The sequence below is a fragment of the Citrobacter koseri ATCC BAA-895 genome (assembly GCF_000018045.1).
Lineage (GTDB): Bacteria > Pseudomonadota > Gammaproteobacteria > Enterobacterales > Enterobacteriaceae > Citrobacter_B > Citrobacter_B koseri.
This window is the reverse complement of record NC_009792.1, coordinates 3,803,188-3,819,493: the sequence shown is the minus strand read 5'-3', so window position 1 is coordinate 3,819,493 and position 16,306 is coordinate 3,803,188. Positions and strand designations below refer to the sequence as shown.

The following is a 16,306-nucleotide window of genomic DNA, read 5'->3' as shown; positions in this document are numbered from 1 at the left end:
GCCGGGCTTGTATGCCCGGTGAGTCAAGGTTACAGGATTCGATATGCGTAATAGCCATAACATTACTATCACAAGGTCAGATGCCCTCACGACCGACGACGACACAACCTGGTCACTGCCGGGCGCCGTGGTCGGTTTTGCCTCGTGGCTGCTGGCGTTGGGAATTCCCTTTCTCATCTATGGCCCTAACACGCTGTTTTTCTTCCTCTATACCTGGCCCTTCTTCCTGGCGCTCATGCCCGTTGCGGTTGTGGTTGGCGTGGCCCTGCATTCAATCATGAGCGGCAAACTGTTCTACAGCATTACGGCTACGCTATTAACGGTAGGCGCGATGTTTGGCGCGCTCTTCATGTGGCTGTTGGGGTAGGTCAGCCCTCCCTTTTCATGACGGGCGAGAGTGGCCATAATTCAAACCGTAACCAACAATAAGATTATGTTCTCCCTGCACGAGATATGCGGATCGGCGGATAAATGTGGTACATTTGCCCGCGTTGTCGCGGCATTCCCGCCTCAGAGTAGAGTCTCTGGGAAAGTTATGGGATGATGGTGCCGTTTTTCAGGGGGCAGGATGGGTAAACTAACGCTGCTGCTGCTGACTTTACTGGTCTGGTTGCAGTATTCGCTGTGGTTCGGTAAGAACGGCATACATGACTACAGCCGCGTCAACGATGATGTGGCTGCGCAGCAAGCTACGAATGCGAAACTTAAAGCGCGTAACGATCAGCTTTTCGCCGAAATTGACGATCTCAATGGCGGCCAGGAAGCGATCGAGGAGCGCGCGCGTAATGAACTCAGCATGACCAAACCGGGCGAAACTTTTTACCGTCTGGTGCCTGACGCGTCTAAACGTGCTCAGGCTGCGGGGCAAACTAATCGATAAATCAGCCCAGGAAATGACATGGCAGCCACTTTATTGGACGTTTGCGCTGTGGTACCGGCTGCCGGATTTGGCCGCCGAATGCAAACGGAATGTCCTAAGCAATATCTCTCTATTGGCAATAAAACCATTCTTGAACACTCGGTGCATGCGCTGCTGGCGCATCCCCGGGTGACGCGCGTCGTTATCGCAATCAGCCCTGGCGACAGCCGCTTCGCCGAACTTCCTCTGGCGCAACATCCGCAGGTCACCGTCGTGGACGGAGGTGACGAACGCGCCGATTCCGTACTGGCAGGCTTACGGGCGGCCGGTGACGCGCAGTGGGTGCTGGTGCATGACGCCGCCCGGCCTTGTCTGCATCAGGATGACCTGGCGCGTCTGCTCTCGCTTAGCGAAACCAGCCGCACGGGCGGAATCCTCGCCGCTCCGGTACGCGACACCATGAAACGCGCCGAGCCGGGTAAAGCCGCCATTGCGCATACCGTAGAGCGTACCGACCTGTGGCACGCGTTAACGCCGCAATTCTTCCCACGCGAGCTGCTGCATGATTGCCTGAGCCGTGCGCTGAACGAAGGCGCGACCATTACCGATGAGGCGTCCGCGCTGGAGTATTGCGGTTTTCATCCCCAACTGGTTGAAGGCCGGGCTGATAATATAAAAGTCACCCGCCCGGAAGATCTGGCGCTTGCGGAATTTTATCTGACCCGAACAATCTAGACACAAAATCATTCAGGCTGCATCGAGGCGGCAACTGAGTGCATCCCCAGGAGCTTACATAAGTAAGTGACTGGGGTGAACAAAGGCAGCCAACAAAGAGGCAGCTTGAAGGATGATGTGTATATCAGGAGAATGCATAATGCGAATCGGACACGGTTTTGACGTACACGCTTTTGGCGGAGAAGGCCCAATTATCATTGGTGGCGTGCGCATCCCGTATGACAAAGGGCTGCTGGCGCATTCTGATGGCGACGTGGCGCTGCATGCGCTGACCGATGCGCTGCTCGGCGCGGCGGCGCTTGGCGATATCGGCAAACTTTTCCCGGATACCGATCCGGCCTTTAAAGGCGCAGACAGCCGCGAATTGCTGCGGGAAGCATGGCGACGCATTCAGGCCAAAGGCTATACCCTTGGTAACGTGGACGTGACCATTATCGCCCAGGCGCCGAAGATGCTGCCACATATCCCGCAAATGCGCGTGTTTATCGCGGAAGATCTTGGTTGTCATATGGATGATGTCAACGTCAAGGCGACCACCACGGAGAAACTCGGGTTCACCGGGCGTGGGGAAGGGATTGCCTGCGAAGCGGTGGCGCTACTGATTAAGGCCGCGAAATGACCGAGTTTGAAAACCTGACGTACCTCCACGGAAAGCCGCAGGGCGCCGGGCTGCTTAAAGCGAACCCGGAAGATTTTGTGGTGGTTGAAGATTTAGGTTTTGAGCCAGATGGCGAAGGCGAACATATTCTGGTTCGCATTCTGAAAAACGGTTGTAACACCCGTTTTGTGGCCGATGCGCTGGCGAAATTCCTTAAAATTCATGCCCGTGAAGTGAGCTTTGCCGGGCAGAAAGACAAGCATGCCGTCACTGAACAGTGGCTGTGCGCGCGCGTGCCGGGCAAAGAGATGCCAGACCTGAGCGCATTCCAGATTGAAGGCTGTAAAGTGCTGGAGTACGCGCGTCACAAACGTAAGCTGCGTTTAGGCGCGCTGAAGGGCAACGCGTTTACGCTGGTGCTGCGTGAAGTCAGCCATCGTGATGATGTCGAAGCCCGGCTACAGGCCATCAATACGCGCGGCGTACCAAACTATTTTGGCGCGCAGCGATTCGGTATTGGCGGCAGCAACCTGCAAGGCGCGCTGCGCTGGGCGCAAAGCAATGCGCCGGTGCGCGATCGCAATAAACGCAGTTTTTGGTTGTCGGCGGCCCGCAGTGCGTTGTTTAATCAGATCGTCAACGAACGCGTGAAAAAACCAGACTTTAATCAAGTTGTTGATGGCGATGCGCTACAATTAGCGGGGCGCGGGAGCTGGTTTGTGGCCACGCAGGAAGAACAGGCGGAATTGCAGCGTCGCGTTGACGAAAAAGAACTGATGATTACGGCGGCGCTTCCCGGTAGCGGCGAGTGGGGAACCCTGCGCGACGCGCTGGCGTTTGAAGAGGCTGCCATTGCGGATGAGGGCGAACTGCAATCGTTACTGCTGCGCGAAAAGGTTGAAGCGGCGCGCAGAGCGATGCTGCTCTATCCGCAACAATTACGCTGGAACTGGTGGGATGACGTCACCGTTGAGCTGCGCTTCTGGCTACCGGCAGGCAGTTTCGCCACCAGCGTCGTAAGGGAACTGATTAACACAATGGGTGATTATGCGCATATTGCTGAGTAACGATGATGGGGTCCACGCGCCCGGTATACAAACGCTGGCGAAAGCGCTGCGTGAGTTTGCTGACGTACAGGTCGTCGCCCCGGATCGTAACCGCAGTGGCGCGTCAAACTCGCTGACGCTGGAATCCTCGCTTCGTACCTTTACCTTTGATAACGGCGATATCGCCGTGCAGATGGGCACACCGACCGACTGCGTCTACCTGGGCGTGAACGCGCTGATGCGTCCGCGCCCGGATATTGTGGTTTCAGGCATTAACGCGGGCCCCAATCTGGGCGATGATGTCATCTATTCCGGGACCGTCGCCGCAGCGATGGAGGGCCGTCACCTGGGTTTTCCCGCGCTGGCGGTATCGCTTGACGGCCATCAGCACTATGAGACGGCGGCAGCGGTAACCTGCTCTATTTTGCGTGCATTACGTCGGGAGCCGCTGCGTACCGGACGCATTCTGAATATCAATGTCCCGGATCTGCCGCTGGATCAAATCAAAGGCATTCGCGTAACCCGCTGCGGCAGCCGCCATCCGGCCGATCAGGTTATTCCACAGCAGGACCCGCGCGGCAACACGCTGTACTGGATCGGCCCGCCGGGCGGCAAATGCGACGCCGGGCCGGACACCGATTTTGCAGCGGTGGATGAGGGCTATGTCTCCGTTACCCCGCTGCATGTGGATTTAACGGCGTATAGCGCGCATGATGTGGTTTCGGACTGGTTAGACAGCGTGGGAGTTGACGCGCAATGGTAAGCAGACGCGTACACACTCTTCTTGAACAATTGCGCGCTCAGGGCATCAAAGATGAGCAAGTGCTGGATGCGCTTGCCGCCGTCCCGCGTGAAAAGTTTATTGATGAAGCGTTTGAACATAAAGCCTGGGACAATATCGCTTTGCCGATTGGCCAGGGGCAGACCATTTCGCAGCCCTATATGGTGGCGCGAATGACAGAATTGCTTGAGCTGACGCCGCAATCCAGAGTGCTGGAGATCGGCACTGGCTCCGGGTATCAGACGGCGATTCTCGCGCATCTGGTACAGCATGTGTGCTCGGTGGAGCGCATTAAAGGGCTGCAATGGCAGGCGCGTCGTCGCCTGAAACAGCTTGATTTACACAATGTTTCAACTCGTCATGGCGATGGATGGCAAGGTTGGCAGGCTCGTGCCCCGTTTGACGCCATCATCGTGACGGCAGCTCCGCCGGAAATTCCGACGGCGTTAATGACGCAACTGGATGAAGGCGGGATTCTCGTTTTACCCGTGGGTGAGGAGCATCAGTTCTTGAAACGGGTGCGTCGCCGGGGAGGCGAATTTATTATCGATACCGTGGAGGCCGTCCGCTTTGTGCCTTTAGTGAAAGGCGAACTCGCTTAAGCATCCTTTAATACCCGGATTTTTCCTGGTTATTTTATAAAGGGTAAGCGTATTGTGGGGACGTTTCCAGCGTCCAGGCCGATGCCTTGCACAGTTATTACGTCACTGGTTGTTAACCAAATTTTTCCTGGGGGATAAATGAGCGCGGGAAGCCCAAAATTCACCGTTAGCCGCATTGCGGCATTGTCGCTGGTTTCGCTATGGCTGGCAGGTTGTTCCAATTCTTCGAATCCTCCTGCGCCGGTAAGCTCAGTTAATGGTAATGCCCCGTCGAGCACCAGCTCCGGGATGCTGATCACGCCGCCGCCCAAAATGGGGACAACGGCGCAACAAACGCCGCAGATTCAGCCCGTGCAGCCTGTTCAACCGGTTGCCCAGTCCCGGCAGATCCAGCCGGTCGCTGAGCAGCCTGTGCAAATGGAAAATGGCCGTATCGTGTACAACCGCCAGTATGGGAACATTCCGAAAGGCAGCTACACCGGCGGCAGCACATACACCGTTAAAAAAGGCGACACGCTTTTCTATATCGCCTGGATCACCGGGAACGATTTCCGCGACCTTGCTCAGCGTAACAACGTTCCAGCCCCATACGGCCTGAATGTGGGGCAAACGCTCCAGGTCGGCAATGCCTCAGGCACGCCAATTACCGGCGGCAACGCGATTACGCAGGCGGATGCAGTAGAGCAAGGAGTTGTGACCAAACCTGCACAAAATTCCACCGTTGTAGTTGCGTCGAAACCGACAATTACGTATTCTGAGGATTCAGGTGAACAAAGTGCTAATAAAATGTTGCCGAACAACAAGCCTGCTGGGACCGTGGTCACAGCGCCTGTAACGGCACCAACAGCGAGCACAACCGAACCGACTGCAAGCAGTACGTCAACCAGTTCGCCAATCTCCACATGGCGCTGGCCGACTGAAGGCAAAGTGATCGAAAACTTCGCGGCTACCGAAGGTGGCAACAAAGGGATCGACATTGCAGGCAGTAAAGGACAGGCTATTGTCGCGACCGCAGATGGACGCGTCGTATATGCCGGTAACGCGCTGCGCGGTTACGGTAATCTTATTATCATCAAACACAACGATGATTACCTGAGTGCCTACGCCCATAACGATACGATGCTGGTCCGGGAACAACAAGAAGTTAAGGCGGGGCAAAAAATCGCTACCATGGGTAGCACCGGAACCAGTTCTACACGCTTGCATTTTGAAATTCGTTACAAGGGGAAATCCGTAAACCCGCTGCGCTATTTACCGCAGCGATAATTCGGCGGAACCAGGCTTGCACTTGCTAGTTCCGTCCAGGGATCACGGGTAGGAGCCACCTTATGAGTCAGAATACGCTGAAAGTTCATGATTTAAATGAAGACGCGGAATTTGATGAGAACGGAGTAGAGGCTTTTGACGAAAAAGCCTTGAGTGAAGAGGAACCCAGTGATAACGACCTGGCTGAAGAGGAGCTGTTATCGCAAGGGGCCACACAGCGTGTGTTGGACGCGACTCAGCTTTACCTTGGTGAGATTGGTTATTCGCCACTGTTAACGGCCGAAGAAGAAGTTTATTTTGCGCGTCGCGCACTGCGTGGAGATGTTGCCTCTCGCCGTCGCATGATTGAGAGTAACTTGCGTCTGGTGGTAAAAATTGCCCGCCGTTATGGCAATCGTGGACTGGCGTTGCTGGACCTGATTGAAGAGGGCAATCTGGGGCTTATCCGTGCCGTCGAGAAGTTTGACCCTGAACGTGGGTTCCGTTTCTCAACATACGCTACCTGGTGGATTCGCCAGACGATCGAACGGGCCATTATGAACCAAACCCGTACGATTCGACTGCCGATTCACATTGTTAAAGAGCTGAACGTCTATCTGCGTACCGCACGAGAGTTGTCGCATAAACTGGACCACGAACCGAGCGCGGAAGAGATAGCAGAGCAACTGGATAAACCGGTTGATGACGTCAGCCGTATGCTTCGTCTCAACGAGCGCATAACCTCGGTAGACACCCCGTTGGGTGGTGATTCCGAAAAAGCGTTGCTGGATATCCTGGCCGATGAAAAAGAGAACGGCCCGGAAGACACCACGCAAGATGATGATATGAAACAGAGTATCGTCAAATGGCTGTTCGAACTGAACGCCAAACAGCGTGAAGTGCTGGCACGTCGTTTCGGTCTGCTGGGGTATGAAGCGGCGACACTGGAAGATGTGGGGCGTGAAATTGGTCTCACCCGTGAACGTGTTCGTCAGATTCAGGTTGAAGGCCTGCGTCGTCTGCGCGAAATTTTGCAGACTCAGGGGCTGAATATCGAAGCGCTGTTCCGTGAGTAAGTGATTATTCGTCAAAAAAAGGCCAGTCGTGAGACTGGCCTTTTTCTTTGGCCGTCAGTTCGTAGGCCAGATAAGGCGTAGCCGCCATCTGGTACTTATTGCCCGATGGCGCTTTGCTTATCGGGCTGACTTTACCCCATCATCTTGCGCACCAGCTGCGTGAACTGCTCACGCTCATCGTCGCTCAGGCGCCCTAAAAATTCATCATCCACACGATCCCCCAACGGCATGGCGCCGGTCAGCAGCGTTTCTCCTTCGCCGGTAAGATAAACAAAGCGGCGGCGTTTATCTTGTGGATCGCTTTCCCGCGTCACCAGTCCCCGGCTTTCCATTCGGCTTAGCATCTCCGCCAGCGTCGCTTTTGTACTGACCGCCGCCTCCATTAGGGCAATCTGCTCAATGCCTGGATGCTCAGCAATAGCGCGCATTACCGCATACTGTGGCTTGGTCAGTTCCGGTAATTCGTGCTGCCAGCGGGCCGTATGCTGTTGAAAAAGCTGACGTAACAGATGAAACGCTGTGTTTCGTAACTCCATGTGCGCTCCTGGCAAAATATCTGTTGCTATCATAACGGGTTGTAGCAATTTTTATAATGCTCAATCTTTTAGCTCTCCGTGCGGCTATGGGGAATGAAGCTTGTCCAGGTATTCCGGGTAGCGTATTTTATCTAAAACGTTCGTATACGAACAAAATGGAGTGATGGATGAGACTGATTGTGGGGATGACCGGCGCAACGGGGGCGCCGCTAGGCATTGCGCTGCTACAGGCGCTGCGGCAAATGCCGACAGTAGAAACACACCTGGTAATGTCTAAGTGGGCCAAAACGACCATTGAGCTGGAAACGCCTTACAGTGCGCGAGATGTTGCCGGACTGGCTGATTACTGCCATAACCCGGCGGATCAGGCGGCGACGATCTCTTCCGGCTCATTTCGCACCGACGGCATGATCATTATGCCTTGCAGTATGAAAACGCTGGCGGGGATTCGCGCAGGATATGCCGAGGGGTTAGTTGGCCGTGCCGCCGATGTGGTGCTGAAAGAAGGGCGCAAACTGGTGCTGGTGCCGCGTGAAATGCCGCTCAGCACGATCCATCTGGAAAACATGCTCGCCCTTTCCCGCATGGGGGTCGCGATGGTGCCGCCCATGCCTGCTTTCTACAACCATCCGCAAACTATTGATGATATTACGCAGCATATTGTGGCGCGTGTGCTGGATCAGTTTGGTCTGGAGCATCCGCGTGCCCGGCGCTGGCAGGGGTTGCAGCAGGCGCAGAATTTTTCACAGGAGAATGAATAATGGCATTTGATGACTTACGCAGCTTTTTGCAGGCGCTCGACGAGCAGGGGCAACTGCTGAAAATCAGTGAAGAAGTGAATGCAGAGCCGGATCTGGCTGCTGCGGCTAACGCAACCGGGCGCATTGGCGACGGCGCGCCTGCGCTGTGGTTCGATAATATCCGTGGCTTCACGGATGCGCGCGTGGCGATGAACACCATTGGTTCCTGGCAGAACCATGCCATCTCTTTAGGCTTGCCGCCTAATGCGCCAGTAAAAAAGCAAATTGATGAATTTATCCGCCGCTGGGACACGTTCCCCGTCGCCCCCGAGCGCCGAGCCAACCCGGCGTGGGCGGAAAACACCGTTGATGGCGAGGCGATCAACCTGTTTGATATTCTGCCGCTGTTTCGCCTCAACGATGGCGATGGCGGCTTCTATCTGGATAAAGCCTGTGTCGTCTCCCGCGATCCGCTCGACCCGGATCACTTCGGCAAGCAGAATGTGGGTATCTACCGGATGGAAGTGAAAGGCAAGCGCAAGCTGGGCCTGCAACCGGTGCCAATGCACGATATCGCGCTGCATCTGCATAAGGCGGAAGAGCGTGGCGAAGATCTGCCGATTGCTATTACGCTCGGTAACGATCCGATCATCACTCTGATGGGCGCCACGCCGCTGAAATACGATCAGTCTGAGTATGAAATGGCGGGCGCGCTGCGCGAAAGCCCATACCCGATCGCCACCGCGCCGCTGACCGGCTTTGATGTGCCGTGGGGTTCAGAAGTGATCCTTGAAGGGGTGATCGAAAGCCGTAAGCGTGAAATTGAAGGGCCGTTTGGCGAGTTTACCGGCCACTATTCTGGTGGGCGCAATATGACGGTGGTGCGCATCGACAAAGTGTCTTATCGCACTAAACCGATTTTTGAATCACTCTATCTGGGGATGCCGTGGACTGAAATCGACTACCTGATGGGGCCAGCGACCTGTGTGCCGCTGTATCAGCAGTTGAAAGCGGAATTCCCGGAAGTGCAGGCGGTTAACGCCATGTATACCCACGGTCTGCTGGCGATTATCTCGACCAAAAAACGCTACGGCGGATTTGCCCGCGCGATCGGCCTGCGGGCAATGACCACGCCGCACGGTCTGGGCTATGTGAAGATGGTGATTATGGTTGATGAGGATGTCGATCCGTTCAACCTGCCGCAGGTGATGTGGGCGCTGTCGTCGAAGGTCAACCCGGCAGGCGATCTGGTGCAGCTGCCGAACATGTCGGTGCTGGAACTGGACCCAGGCTCAAGCCCGGCGGGGATCACTGACAAACTGATCATCGACGCCACAACGCCGGTTGCGCCGGATAATCGCGGCCACTACAGCCAGCCGGTATGTGATTTACCGGAAACCAAAGCCTGGGCTGAAAAGCTGACTGCCATGCTGGCCAACCGTAAATAAGGAGTAGCAGATGATTTGTCCACGTTGTGCTGATGAACATATTGAATTGATGGCGACCTCTCCGGTCAAAGGGATCTGGACGGTGTATCAGTGCCAGCATTGTCTGTACACCTGGCGTGATACCGAGCCGCTACGCCGTACCAGCCGTGAACATTATCCGCAAGCGTTTCGCATGACGCAGAAAGATATTGATCAAGCGCCGATGGTGCCGGGCATTCCACCGCTGCTGGCGGAAGATAAGCGTTAATAAAAAAGCCGGATGGCGGCTGGCGCCTTATCCGGCCTACGGATTGCGATGCTTCTTGTAGGCCCGGTAAGCGTAGCGCCACCGGGCGTTTCTGATTTACACCAGACTCTTCAACCGGTAGATCCACTCCAGCGCCTGGCGTGGCGTCAGAGAGTCAGGGTCGAGGTTCTCCAGCGCTTCAACGGCAGGAGAGGTCTCTTCCGCAACCGACAGCAGCGACATCTGCGTACCATCCACCTGGGTCGCGGCGGCATTCGGCGAGAGGCTTTCCAGCTCGCGCAGCTTTTGCCGCGCGCGTTTGATCACCTCTTTCGGCACGCCCGCCAGCGCAGCTACCGCCAGACCGTAACTCTTGCTTGCCGCCCCGTCCTGCACGCTGTGCATAAAGGCGATGGTATCGCCGTGCTCCAGCGCGTCCAGATGCACATTCGCGACGCCTTCCATTTTCTCCGGCAACTGCGTCAGTTCGAAGTAGTGGGTGGCGAACAGCGTCAACGCTTTGATCTTATTCGCCAGATTTTCCGCACACGCCCACGCCAGCGACAGGCCGTCATAGGTTGATGTGCCGCGCCCGATTTCGTCCATCAAAACCAGACTGTTTTCGGTCGCGTTGTGCAAAATATTGGCGGTTTCGGTCATCTCGACCATGAAGGTTGAACGACCGGAAGCCAGATCGTCCGCCGCGCCTACGCGGGTAAAGATGCGGTCAATCGGGCCAATCTCAACGCTTTGCGCTGGCACGTAGCTGCCAATATACGCCAGCAGCGCAATCAGCGCGGTCTGACGCATATAGGTGCTTTTACCCCCCATGTTCGGCCCGGTGATAATCAACATTCGGCGCTGCGGGGAAAGGTTCAGCGGGTTGGCGATAAACGGCTCGTTCAGCACCTGCTCGACAACCGGATGGCGACCTTCGGTAATACGAATGCCGGGCTTATCGCTAAAAGTCGGACAGGTATAATTCAGCGTATACGCGCGTTCAGCCAGGTTGACCAGCACGTCCAGCTCAGCCAGCGCATTGGCGCTCTGTTGCAGCTCTGCCAGGTGAGGGAGCAGCAGATCGAACAGCTCGTCATAAAGCTGTTTTTCCAGCGCCAGCGCTTTGCCTTTAGAGGTCAGAACTTTGTCTTCGTACTCTTTCAGCTCGGGAATAATGTAGCGCTCGGCGTTTTTCAGCGTCTGACGGCGGACGTAGTTAATGGGCGCCAGGTGGCTTTGCCCACGGCTGATCTGGATGTAATAACCGTGTACGGCGTTAAAGCCGACTTTCAGCGTATCCAGCCCGGTACGTTCACGCTCGCGTATTTCCAGACGATCGAGATAGTCGGTCGCCCCGTCAGCCAGCGCGCGCCATTCGTCCAGTTCTTCGTTGTAGCCCGGCGCAATAACGCCGCCGTCGCGCACCAGAACCGGCGGCGCATCTATAATGGCGCGTTCCAGCAGATCGCGCAGTTCGGTAAACTCGCCCATTTTCTCGCGCAGGTTCTGCACGGGGGCGCTGGTTACGGTTTCAAGCTGTGCGCGCAGTTCCGGTAACTGCTGGAAGGCGTGACGCATACGGGCGAGATCGCGTGGTCGGGCGGTACGCAAGGCCAGACGGGCGAGGATACGCTCCAGGTCGCCCACCTGACGCAGTACCGGTTGCAATTCACTGGTCACATCCTGCAACGCGCCAATGGTCTGCTGACGTTCGATCAGGGTTTTCGTGTCGCGCACCGGCATATGCAGCCAGCGTTTGAGCATACGGCTGCCCATTGGCGTGACGGTGCAGTCGAGCACCGAAGCCAGCGTATTGTCCACGCCGCCCGCCAGGTTCTGGGTGATCTCCAGGTTGCGGCGCGTGGCGGCATCCATAATGATGCTGTCCTGCTGGCGTTCCATCGTAATGGAGCGAATGTGCGGCAGTGAAGTGCGCTGGGTGTCTTTGACGTACTGCAACAGACAGCCTGCGGCGCACAGTCCGCGTGGTGCGTTCTCTACGCCAAAGCCGATCAGGTCCCGCGTACCAAATTGCAGGTTTAGCTGCTGGCGAGCGGTATCGATTTCAAATTCCCACAGCGGGCGACGGCGTAAACCACGGCGGCCGTCGATCAGCGCCATTTCGGCAAAATCTTCGGCATATAGTAGTTCTGCCGGGTTAGTGCGCTGTAATTCTGCGGCCATCGTTTCACGGTCAACCGGTTCGCTTAAGCGAAAACGCCCGGAGCTGATGTCCAGCGTGGCGTAACCATAGCCTTTGCTGTCCTGCCAGATGGCGGCCAGCAGGTTGTCCTGGCGCTCCTGCAACAGCGCTTCATCGCTGATAGTGCCAGGCGTAACGATGCGCACGACCTTACGTTCAACCGGGCCTTTGCTGGTGGCCGGATCGCCAATCTGTTCACAGATTGCGACGGACTCCCCTTGATTGACCAGCTTCGCAAGGTAGTTTTCGACGGCGTGATGCGGGATGCCCGCCATCGGAATCGGTTCGCCCGCCGATGCGCCGCGTTTGGTCAGCGAAATATCGAGTAATTGCGAGGCGCGGCGTGCATCGTCGTAAAACAGTTCGTAAAAATCGCCCATGCGGTAAAACAGCAGGATCTCCGGGTGCTGGGCTTTCAGCTTGAGATACTGCTGCATCATGGGGGTATGGGCGTCGAGATTATCGATTGTACTCATGGAGTCGTGTCCAGTTCCCTGATTTTAAATGGATTGCGATGCTTTTTCTTTTCGTTGTTATCACATAAGGGGCACATGATAACGGAGATACGCATTTCAGGGAAAGCAGCGATGGACGACTTATCGATCCTTATTCCGTTTCTGATTTTTATAACTGCTGTTTGAGCTGCATTTCGGAACGCCGCTCCCGCAACGTAGCGTAAATAAATGCCACGATGAAGATCGCAGTGAACAATACTACGATGGTTGGCGCAGGGGCGCTGTCGAGGAAAAACGACAGATAAACGCCGAGAAAAGAGGTGACGACCGACAGCGTGACCGCCAACATCAGCGCGCGGGCAAAACGCCGCGTCAGCAAAATCGCAATCGCGCCAGGGGCGATTAACAGCGAGATGGAAAGAATAATCCCCACCGATTTCAGCGTTGCGACGATGGTCAACGCGATCATGCACAACAGGCCATAATGCAGCAGGGAGGTATTAAGGCCGCTGGCTTTTGCCTGGTGCGGATCGAAGGCATGCAGTAAAAAGTCTTTCCATTTCAGCCCGATAATCAGCGCAATACCCAGCGCAATCAGCGCCGTTTGCAGAATATCGCTGATGGACACGCCCAGCATATCGCCGAACAGAATATGATCCAGATGGACTTCAGACTGGATAGAAACGTACAGCACCAGCCCTGCGCCAAACATTCCTGAGAAGACGATTCCCATGATGGTATCGCGCTTAATGCGGCTGTTATCGTCGAGATAGCCGGTGGCAACCGCGCAGAATAGCCCGGCAATAAACGCGCCGATGGCCAGCGGAATACCGGCGATATAGGCCAGCACAATGCCGGGGAACACGGCGTGACTCATGGCGTCGCCCATTAACGCCCAGCCTTTCAGCACCAGAAACACCGACAATAACGCGCAGGGGATCGCCACAATTGCCGAGACCATGAGCGCGTTGATCATAAAATCAAACTGGAAGGGTTCCAGTAAGGCGGTTAAGCGCATGGGGTCTCCTTATTCAGGCGCGCACGACGGCGGTTGGCAAGCAGGCCGTGTTTCGGGGCGAAGATAAATGCCAGCAGAAATAATAGCGTTTGCAGGACGACGATGATCCCGCCGGTCGCACCATCCAGCCAGTAGCTGAGCCAGGCGCCGAAAAAGCTGGTCAGGCTGCCAATGGCGACGGCGATGGTTAACAGGCGCGGAAAACGATCGGTCAGCAGCCAGGCGGTGGCGCCAGGCGTGACCACCAGACAGATCACCAGAAAAGCGCCGACGGTTTGCAGAGCGGCGACGGTGGAGACCGACAGCAACGTGAAAAACAGCAGCTTCAGCCGGGCGGGGTTAAGCCCAATCGATCGCGCATGGTTTTCGTCGAAAAAAGTCACCATCAGATCTTTCCACTTCAGCAGCAAAATCACCAGAGAGACCGTGCCGATGATCGCCAGTTGCAGAATATCTTCTGGCGCAATAGCCAGCACGTTGCCGAGGATAATGGTCTGGATGTTGACCGACATCGGATTGAGCGAAACCATAAACAGCCCGATGCCAAAGAAAGAGGAGAAGATAAGACCGATAATCGCGTCTTCCTTCAGGCGTGAACGCTGGTTGAGAAAAAGCATGCTGCCCGCCGCCAGGCCGCCGGAGAGAAACGCGCCGAGAGAGAAGGGCAGCCCCAGCATATACGCGCCCGCCACGCCGGGGACGATGGAGTGGGAAAGCGCGTCGCCAATCAGCGACCAGCCTTTAAGCATCAGATAGCAGGAGAGAAAGGCGCACAGGCCGCCGACCATTGCCGAGACCCACATGGCGTTGAGCATGTACTGGTAGCCGAACGGTTCCACAAGCCAGTTCATGATGATTCTCCTCCGCCTGCTGCGCGCCGTGAGATAAAGGGACGCTCGTCGTCGGTGATGATATGCTCCTCGCCGCCGCTCAGCGCCACATGACGCAATACGCCGCTGAACGCCAGTTCGAGGTTTTCAGCGGTGAAAGTGGTTTCCGTCGGGCCGCTCGCCAGCACGGTGCCTTTGATCATCACCGTGTAATCGCAAAACTCCGTTACCGAGCCGAGGTTATGCGTTGAAACCAGCATGGTGCGGCCTTCATCGCGCAGCTCGCGCAACAGGGCAATAATGCGGGCTTCGGTTTTCACGTCAACGCCGGTAAAAGGCTCATCCAGAAGAATAACCTGCCCGTCCTGGGCGATGGCTCTGGCCAGAAAGACGCGTTTTTTCTGCCCGCCGGAAAGCTCGCCAATCTGCCGATAGCGATGTTCCAGCATGTCCACCCGCGCTAGCGCAGCGTCCACGCTTTCACGATCGTGCGCGCTGGGGCGGCGCAGCCACCCCATATGGCCGTAGCGCCCCATCATCACCACATCTTCCACCAGTACCGGAAACGACCAGTCCACCTCTTCAGATTGCGGGACATAGGCGATCAGATTCTGTTTCAACGCTTTGTTGACGGGCTGTTGCAGGATGGCGATTTCTCCCTTCGCCAGTCGGACAAACCCCATCAATGCTTTAAACAGCGTCGATTTCCCTGAACCGTTGACGCCAACCAGCGCGGCAATTGAGCCGCCAGGCACCTGAAACGTTGTGTCCCGCAGGGCAGTGTGACCATTGCGATACGTCACCGTGACGCGATCAACGGTAATCGCAGATTGACTCATTTCTGGCTCCTCAGCCCGTCAGTGATGCCGCTGACGATGGTTTCAGTTGTGACGCGCAGCAGATCCAGATACGTCGGCACCGGACCGTCGGCAGCGCTCAGAGAATCAACATATAGCACACCGCCGTAGTGCGCGCCGGATTCACGCGCGACCTGGCGGGCCGGTTTATCGGAAACGGTACTTTCGCTGAACACCGCCGGGATGTGATGTTCCCTGATCGCGTCGATCACTTTGCGTACCTGTTTAGGCGTGCCTTGCTGATCGGCGTTGATCGGCCAGAGGTACAGCTCTTTCAGGTCGTTATCGCGCGCCAGATAGGAAAATGCGCCTTCACTGGTCACCAGCCAGCGCTTGTCGGCAGGAATCTTCGCCAGTGCGTCGCGTAGTGGATCGAGCGTCTGGCGGATTTGGGCTTTATAGTTTTCGGCGTTTTTCTGGTATGTCGCGGTGTTATCTGGATCGTATTTCACCAGCGCATCGCGAATGTTATCCACGTAAATCAGCGCATTTTCCGCCGACATCCAGGCGTGCGGGTTGGGTTTGCCGTTATACGGCCCTTCGGTAATGCCCATCGGCTTCACGCCGTTGGATACCGTAACTTCCGGCACGCCGGATAAGTGCTGGTAGAACCGGGCGAACCACAGCTCCAGGTTCAGGCCGTTAGAGAGGATCAGCTGCGCGCCCTGCGCCCGCTTAATGTCGCCGGGCGTCGGCTGATACTCGTGGATCTCCGCGCCAGGCTTCGTGATTGAACTGACGTCCGCCGCATCGCCCGCTACGTTTTTCGCCATGTCGGCGATGACGGTAAACGTTGTGATGACCTTAAATTTATCTTTTGCATAAGCAGGCGACAGCGCAAGCATCGCCAGCGCGCTGGCAAGGAGAATGGATTTCAGACGGAGCAAGTGCGGCATAGTATCCCTCATCATAATGCGGTTAATTATTCATCGAATATAGCCTTTGCTATGTTATATAGCACAAGGTATAGATAAATGAAAATAATTCTTATTTACGTAGGGCGCTAAGGATGTGTCACCTTAGGGTGATAGTCCTGAGAGAAGATAAGGTG

The 16,306-nt window shown here is 56.0% G+C and carries 18 protein-coding genes; 12 read left to right on the top strand and 6 right to left on the bottom strand.

The features are described 5' to 3' along the window. The first annotated feature begins 43 nt into the window (after nucleotides 1-43). From CKO_RS17595 to rpoS, 9 genes are all read left to right on the top strand, one after another. Complete coding sequence (locus CKO_RS17595) at nucleotides 44-367, top strand: DUF3561 family protein (protein WP_012134865.1); 324 nt, start codon at nucleotides 44-46, stop codon at nucleotides 365-367. Between the two features lie 201 nt (nucleotides 368-568). Then, the gene (gene ftsB / locus CKO_RS17590; RefSeq protein ID WP_012134864.1) at nucleotides 569-880 is read left to right on the top strand and encodes a cell division protein FtsB; all 312 of its coding nucleotides are present in this window, start codon (nucleotides 569-571) and stop codon (nucleotides 878-880) included. An 18-nt stretch (nucleotides 881-898) separates the two neighbouring features. Then, complete coding sequence (gene ispD, locus CKO_RS17585; protein ID WP_012134863.1) at nucleotides 899-1,594, top strand: 2-C-methyl-D-erythritol 4-phosphate cytidylyltransferase; 696 nt, start codon at nucleotides 899-901, stop codon at nucleotides 1,592-1,594. A 139-nt stretch (nucleotides 1,595-1,733) separates the two neighbouring features. After that, nucleotides 1,734-2,213 (top strand): 2-C-methyl-D-erythritol 2,4-cyclodiphosphate synthase, encoded by a 480-nt coding sequence (gene ispF, locus CKO_RS17580; RefSeq protein ID WP_012134862.1) that lies wholly within the window; start codon nucleotides 1,734-1,736, stop codon nucleotides 2,211-2,213. Then, a complete protein-coding gene (truD, locus tag CKO_RS17575) occupies nucleotides 2,210-3,259 on the top strand; it encodes a tRNA pseudouridine(13) synthase TruD (protein WP_012134861.1) in 1,050 nt (349 codons plus the stop codon). Before ispF ends, truD begins: the two co-directional genes overlap by 4 nt. Next, nucleotides 3,240-4,001 (top strand): 5'/3'-nucleotidase SurE, encoded by a 762-nt coding sequence (surE, locus tag CKO_RS17570; protein WP_012134860.1) that lies wholly within the window; start codon nucleotides 3,240-3,242, stop codon nucleotides 3,999-4,001. The genes truD and surE overlap by 20 nt, the downstream gene beginning before the upstream one ends. Further along, nucleotides 3,995-4,621: a protein-L-isoaspartate O-methyltransferase gene (gene pcm / locus CKO_RS17565; RefSeq protein WP_012134859.1), complete on the top strand. Its 627-nt coding sequence runs from the start codon at nucleotides 3,995-3,997 to the stop codon at nucleotides 4,619-4,621. Before surE ends, pcm begins: the two co-directional genes overlap by 7 nt. A 138-nt stretch (nucleotides 4,622-4,759) precedes the next feature. Continuing rightward, on the top strand, nucleotides 4,760-5,887 hold the full coding sequence (gene nlpD, locus CKO_RS17560) for a murein hydrolase activator NlpD (RefSeq protein ID WP_024130899.1): 1,128 nt from the start codon (nucleotides 4,760-4,762) through the stop codon (nucleotides 5,885-5,887). Between the two features lie 62 nt (nucleotides 5,888-5,949). Further along, nucleotides 5,950-6,942, top strand: a complete 993-nt coding sequence (gene rpoS, locus CKO_RS17555) for an RNA polymerase sigma factor RpoS (RefSeq protein WP_000081498.1) — start codon at nucleotides 5,950-5,952, stop codon at nucleotides 6,940-6,942. A gap of 131 nt (nucleotides 6,943-7,073) precedes the next feature. Here the strand turns inward: rpoS and CKO_RS17550 are convergent, their stop codons facing one another. Further along, the gene (locus CKO_RS17550; protein WP_024130898.1) at nucleotides 7,074-7,478 is read right to left on the bottom strand and encodes a MarR family winged helix-turn-helix transcriptional regulator; all 405 of its coding nucleotides are present in this window, start codon (nucleotides 7,476-7,478) and stop codon (nucleotides 7,074-7,076) included. A gap of 167 nt (nucleotides 7,479-7,645) precedes the next feature. Between CKO_RS17550 and CKO_RS17545 the strand changes: the two genes are divergently transcribed. The 3 genes from CKO_RS17545 to CKO_RS17535 are packed head-to-tail and all read left to right on the top strand — an operon-like array spanning nucleotide 7,646 to nucleotide 9,913. Further along, nucleotides 7,646-8,239: a non-oxidative hydroxyarylic acid decarboxylases subunit B gene (locus tag CKO_RS17545; RefSeq protein ID WP_012134854.1), complete on the top strand. Its 594-nt coding sequence runs from the start codon at nucleotides 7,646-7,648 to the stop codon at nucleotides 8,237-8,239. Continuing rightward, nucleotides 8,239-9,666: a non-oxidative hydroxyarylic acid decarboxylases subunit C gene (locus CKO_RS17540; RefSeq protein ID WP_012134853.1), complete on the top strand. Its 1,428-nt coding sequence runs from the start codon at nucleotides 8,239-8,241 to the stop codon at nucleotides 9,664-9,666. Before CKO_RS17545 ends, CKO_RS17540 begins: the two co-directional genes overlap by 1 nt. Nucleotides 9,667-9,676: 10 nt before the next feature. Beyond that, the gene (locus tag CKO_RS17535; RefSeq protein ID WP_012134852.1) at nucleotides 9,677-9,913 is read left to right on the top strand and encodes a non-oxidative hydroxyarylic acid decarboxylases subunit D; all 237 of its coding nucleotides are present in this window, start codon (nucleotides 9,677-9,679) and stop codon (nucleotides 9,911-9,913) included. A gap of 96 nt (nucleotides 9,914-10,009) precedes the next feature. On the opposite strand, the gene mutS is transcribed toward CKO_RS17535, so the two are convergent. From mutS to sitA, 5 genes are all read right to left on the bottom strand, one after another. After that, nucleotides 10,010-12,571 (bottom strand): DNA mismatch repair protein MutS, encoded by a 2,562-nt coding sequence (gene mutS / locus CKO_RS17530; protein WP_012134851.1) that lies wholly within the window; start codon nucleotides 12,569-12,571, stop codon nucleotides 10,010-10,012. Nucleotides 12,572-12,719: 148 nt separating this feature from the next. Continuing rightward, complete coding sequence (sitD, locus tag CKO_RS17525) at nucleotides 12,720-13,568, bottom strand: iron/manganese ABC transporter permease subunit SitD (protein ID WP_012134850.1); 849 nt, start codon at nucleotides 13,566-13,568, stop codon at nucleotides 12,720-12,722. Beyond that, nucleotides 13,559-14,419, bottom strand: a complete 861-nt coding sequence (sitC, locus tag CKO_RS17520; protein WP_012134848.1) for an iron/manganese ABC transporter permease subunit SitC — start codon at nucleotides 14,417-14,419, stop codon at nucleotides 13,559-13,561. The genes sitD and sitC overlap by 10 nt, the downstream gene beginning before the upstream one ends. After that, nucleotides 14,416-15,237 carry an iron/manganese ABC transporter ATP-binding protein SitB gene (gene sitB, locus CKO_RS17515; RefSeq protein WP_012134847.1) on the bottom strand — a complete coding sequence of 274 codons (822 nt, stop codon included), beginning with the start codon at nucleotides 15,235-15,237 and terminating at the stop codon, nucleotides 14,416-14,418. Before sitB ends, sitC begins: the two co-directional genes overlap by 4 nt. After that, nucleotides 15,234-16,151, bottom strand: a complete 918-nt coding sequence (gene sitA / locus CKO_RS17510; protein WP_024130897.1) for an iron/manganese ABC transporter substrate-binding protein SitA — start codon at nucleotides 16,149-16,151, stop codon at nucleotides 15,234-15,236. The genes sitB and sitA overlap by 4 nt, the downstream gene beginning before the upstream one ends. Nucleotides 16,152-16,306: the final 155 nt, after the last annotated feature.